Genomic DNA, 4,294 nt, shown 5'->3' with positions numbered 1-4,294 from the left:
CCCTGACGCTGGTCGACACGATGAGCGATCCGAGCTTCGCCGTGTTCCGCGATTTCCACGCCGGCCTGATGCTGGACGTCGCCGGCCGCACGCAGGAAGCCGGAACGCGGCTCAAGGCGGCTTATGCGAGCGATCAGACCACCTTGCGCCTGATCGACGCCTATGCCCGCAATCTCTCCCGCCAGGGCAAGAATGACGAAGCCAAGGCGGTCTATCTCGCCTTCGACAAGCTCCAGCCGCGCAATCCCATCGTCCAGGCCGCGCTAGCCGATCTCGCCGCCGGCAAGAAGCTCGAGCCGATGGTGCGCGACGTCAACGCCGGCGCGGCGGAAGTGCTTTACGGCCTTGGCGCCTATGGCCTCGGCGCCGCCGCCGGCCGCCAGGGCGACGAGATCGCGGCCATCGTTTTCCTGCGCCTCGCTCTGGCCCTCGCGCCGGACAATGCGCTGGCGCTGGACACGCTTGGCGAGGCCTATACCAAGATCAAGCAATTTGAATCGGCGGTCGATATCTACGAGCAGGTGCCGGAAAAGAGCCCGCTGCGGGTCACGACCGACGTGCGGATCGCGCTGCTGCTCGACGCTTTGGGCAAATCCGACGAAGCGATCAAGAACCTGCGCGAGATCGTCGCCGACAATCCGCAAAGCGTCGACGCGCTCTCGGCCTTGGCCGACATTCTGCGCTCGCACAAGAAATTTGCGGAATCGGCCGACGCCTATACGCGCGTGCTCGCGCTAACCAGCCCCAATGAAAAGAGCCGCTGGGCGATCTATTATTTCCGCGGCGTCGATTACGAGCGCGCCAAACAATGGGACAAGGCCGAGCCCGACCTGCAAAAGGCGCTCGAACTTTACCCGGAACAGCCGCTGGTGCTGAACTATCTGGGCTATTCCTGGGTCGATCAGGGCCTGCATCTCGACGAAGCCTTCAAAATGCTGCGCCGCGCCGTCGAATTGCAGCCCGACGACGGCTATATCGTCGATTCGCTCGGCTGGGCCCATTACAAGCTCGGCCATTATGACGAAGCTGTCGGCCTGCTCGAACGCGCCATCGAGCTGAAGCCGGGCGATCCGGTCATCAACGACCATCTCGGCGACGCCTATTGGCGGGTCGGCCGCAAGCTCGACGCCAAATTCCAGTGGAACCACGCGCGCGACCTCAACCCCGACCAGGACGATCTGCCGAAGATCCTCGGCAAGATCGACAGGGGCCTCGACGACACGCCGGCCCAGGGAAGCGGAGCGGGCAGCGAACATGCCGCGCCCGCCGCCGCCCCGCGCAATGTCACGGGAAATGGCGGCTGATCACGCCGTCGGATCGACGTCGCCGCCCTGTTTGAGAGCGGCGACCAGCGCCGTATCGAAATAGCGCGTCCAGTCGATGATCTTGAAGTCCTGCCATTTCAAACGGTCGACCCCTTCGAGATCGACCATCGAGCCGGTGCCGCGATTGCGCAGGGTCATGTGCCAGGACATGTAGGACATGCGGGGAAAATCGACGACGAGATCGTCGATTTCGAAACGCACGATCTCGAAATCGACATCGAAAGCGCGCCAGGCGTCGCGAATCTCGTCCTTGCCGACGCGCACCCCGGCTGCGGGGATCAAGGCGCGGGAGCCGAGAAGGCGATAGGTCGCGTGATCGTGAAAATAGACAAGGCCAGGCTCGTTGTCTCCTCGCGCGCGTTTGCCGTAAATTTCGCGAGCGAGCGCCAAATATTCTTCGCGCGATAAATTTTCCAGATTCATTAAATCAATCCGATTTCTTTGAAATATAACAAAATAATAGCCGCCAAGATTTCATGAAACCTTGCGACATATGGACGCGAAACGCCCTATGTCTCTCATATCTTCATCAAATCTTGGCTCCAAGCCATCGCGGACCGGGCGGATTCTCGCCCTCAACCAACCGACGCGCGGAATGACCGCGCCGAAGACAGCAATGATATAGGAGCGCCCGCGCCGCGAAACAGTGGAGAGGGCGCAAAAGGGACGCCTTATCGCAAGCAATTCATGAAAAGACAGAATGAGGACGTTCTAGCCGTGCCGGAACGCGACACCTGAAAAGGCGAAGCGCGCCCTCGCGGGCGCGCCTCCGGAAAATCAGTTCTTGGCCTTGTCGACCAGCTTGCTCTTGCCGATCCAGGGCATCATGCCGCGCAGCTTGGCGCCGACTTCCTCGATCTGATGGGCGTCATTGACGCGGCGAATGCCCTTGAAGCGGGCGGCGCCGGCGCGATATTCCTGCATCCATTCCGAAGTGAACTTGCCCGTCTGGATGTCCTTCAGGACTTCCTTCATCTCTGCCTTGGTCTCCGGCGTGATGATGCGCGGGCCGGTGACATATTCGCCCCATTCCGCCGTATTCGAGATCGAATAGTTCATATTGGCGATGCCGCCCTCATAGATGAGGTCGACGATCAGCTTCACCTCGTGCAAGCACTCGAAATAGGCCATTTCCGGCGCATAGCCGGCCTCGACCAGGGTCTCGAAGCCGGCGCGGATCAGTTCGACCAAGCCGCCGCAGAGCACGGCCTGCTCGCCGAACAGATCGGTCTCGCACTCTTCCTTGAAGGTGGTCTCGATAATGCCGGAACGGCCGCCGCCGATCGCCGAAGCGTAGGACAGGCCGATGTCATGGGCGTTGCCGGAAGCGTCCTGATGGATCGCGATCAGGCACGGCACGCCGCCGCCCTTGAGATATTCGCCGCGCACGGTATGGCCGGGGCCCTTGGGCGCGACCATCAGCACGTCGATGTCCTTGCGCGGCTCGATCAGGCCGAAATGGACGTTCAGGCCATGGGCGAACAGCAGCGCCGCGCCGGGGCGGATATTGGCGGCGATCTCGTCCTTGTAGATGTCGGACTGCAATTCGTCCGGGGTCAGCATCATGATGACGTCGGCCCACTTGGCGGCGTCGGCGACCGTCAGCACCTTGACGCCCTCGCCTTCCGCCTTTTTGGCGGTGGCGGAGCCGGGGCGCAGGGCGACCGCGACTTCCTTGACGCCGGAATCGCGCAGGTTCAGGACATGGGCGTGACCCTGCGAGCCATAGCCGACCACGGCGACCTTCTTGCCCTTGATCAGATTGATGTCGGCATCGCTATCGTAATAAACGCGCATTGTGCTGCTTTCCGGGGTTTTGGGAGGGCGGCGACGCCGCCCGGAAATTCGGATGACGCGTCATAAGGGCAGAAACCCGTCGCGTCAAAGGAAAGCGACGAAAAATAAGTCTTCCGCGCCGCGATTCGCGGGCTTGGGCGCTTAAAAATCGTCGCGCGGCGGCTCGCGCTCGGCGAGGGGTTCGTCGCCCTCCTCGTCGCTGCTATCGCCCGCGATCACATAGGCGCCGTTCAGCCAGCGATTGAGGTCGAGATCGGCGCAACGTTTGGAGCAGAACGGCTTGTAGGCGGGATCGACCGGCTTGCCGCAAAGCGAGCAGACAGCCTTTTGCTTGACCCCTGCTTTGTCGGCTTCCGCTTTCTTGGCCCTCGCCATCAGGCGACCACCTCCGGCCGGGCCCAAGCCTCGTGAACCGGATAGCCCAGCCCTTCGAGCAGCGACACGGTTTCATGCAGCGGCAGGCCGACGACGGCGGTATAGGAGCCGACCAGCTTGACCACGAAACCGCCCGCGACGCCCTGGATCGCATAGCCGCCCGCTTTGCCGTGCCATTCCCGCGAGGCGACATAGGCGGCGATCTCCTTGCCGGAGAGGCGCTTGAAGCGCAGGCGCGCCTCCGCGAGCCGGGAACGCTCGCGGCCGGACGGGTCGATAACGGTCACCCCGGTATAGACGCGATGGGCGCGGCCGGACAGCAGTCGCAGGCAGAGATCGGCGTCCTCGCTGGTCTCGCATTTGGGCAGGATGCGGCGGCCGACGCAAACCACGGTGTCGGCGGCGACAATATAGGCGCCCTGCAGCTCCTCGCGGCCGTGGGCCGTCTTGGCCCCGACGCGGGCTTTTTCCAGGGCGAGGCGCGCGGCGAGCTTGCGCGGCGATTCGTTGCGGCCGGGCGATTCGTCGAGATCGGCCGGCAGGAGCGCGTCGGGCGCAAGCCCGACCTGCTGCAGGAGGGCGAGCCGCCGCGGCGAGCCGGAAGCGAGCGCAAGGCGCACGGAACGGATTTTCGGCTCTGCGGTCACGGGCGGTCCGGCTGGGCTGGCCTATTTGAAACGATAGGTGATCCGGCCCTTGGTCAGATCATAGGGCGTCATTTCGACCAGCACACGGTCCCCGGTCAGGACGCGAATGCGGTTCTTGCGCATCTTGCCGGCCGTATGGGCGATGATTTC

The 4,294-nt window shown here is 63.2% G+C and carries 6 protein-coding genes; 1 reads left to right on the top strand and 5 read right to left on the bottom strand.

The genetic code is table 11. From position 1 onward, the window contains the following. On the top strand, positions 1-1,304 hold a 1,304-nt coding region (locus ACE3S9_RS15640), incomplete at its 5' end, for a tetratricopeptide repeat protein (protein ID WP_374547408.1). Here ACE3S9_RS15640 and ACE3S9_RS15635 read toward each other — a convergent pair. The 5 genes from ACE3S9_RS15635 to infA all read right to left on the bottom strand — a co-directional run. Continuing rightward, positions 1,305-1,748, bottom strand: a complete 444-nt coding sequence (locus ACE3S9_RS15635; RefSeq protein ID WP_374547407.1) for a nuclear transport factor 2 family protein — start codon at positions 1,746-1,748, stop codon at positions 1,305-1,307. It abuts the gene before it with no gap. 354 nt (positions 1,749-2,102) lie between these two features. After that, the gene (gene ilvC / locus ACE3S9_RS15630; protein ID WP_374547406.1) at positions 2,103-3,122 is read right to left on the bottom strand and encodes a ketol-acid reductoisomerase; all 1,020 of its coding nucleotides are present in this window, start codon (positions 3,120-3,122) and stop codon (positions 2,103-2,105) included. 141 nt (positions 3,123-3,263) lie between these two features. After that, the gene (locus ACE3S9_RS15625) at positions 3,264-3,497 is read right to left on the bottom strand and encodes a DNA gyrase inhibitor YacG (protein WP_374547405.1); all 234 of its coding nucleotides are present in this window, start codon (positions 3,495-3,497) and stop codon (positions 3,264-3,266) included. Then, positions 3,497-4,144, bottom strand: coding sequence for a Maf family nucleotide pyrophosphatase (locus ACE3S9_RS15620; protein WP_374547404.1), 648 nt, complete (start codon positions 4,142-4,144; stop codon positions 3,497-3,499). The genes ACE3S9_RS15625 and ACE3S9_RS15620 overlap by 1 nt, the downstream gene beginning before the upstream one ends. Before the next feature lie 21 nt (positions 4,145-4,165). Then, the coding region (infA, locus tag ACE3S9_RS15615) for a translation initiation factor IF-1 (RefSeq protein WP_374547409.1) at positions 4,166-4,294 on the bottom strand (129 nt) is incomplete at its 5' end.

Origin of the sequence: Rhodoblastus sp., assembly GCF_041915505.1 — a bacterium.
In the GTDB taxonomy this organism is placed as follows: domain Bacteria; phylum Pseudomonadota; class Alphaproteobacteria; order Rhizobiales; family Beijerinckiaceae; genus Rhodoblastus.
This window is presented reverse-complemented; position numbering and strand designations above follow the sequence as displayed.

Coding starts and splice junctions, on each gene's coding strand:
- ACE3S9_RS15635 (WP_374547407.1), bottom strand. CDS start 1,748: ATGAATCTGGAAAATTTATCGCGCGAAGAATATTTGGCGCTCGCTCGC.
- ilvC (WP_374547406.1), bottom strand. CDS start 3,122: ATGCGCGTTTATTACGATAGCGATGCCGACATCAATCTGATCAAGGGC.
- ACE3S9_RS15625 (WP_374547405.1), bottom strand. CDS start 3,497: ATGGCGAGGGCCAAGAAAGCGGAAGCCGACAAAGCAGGGGTCAAGCAA.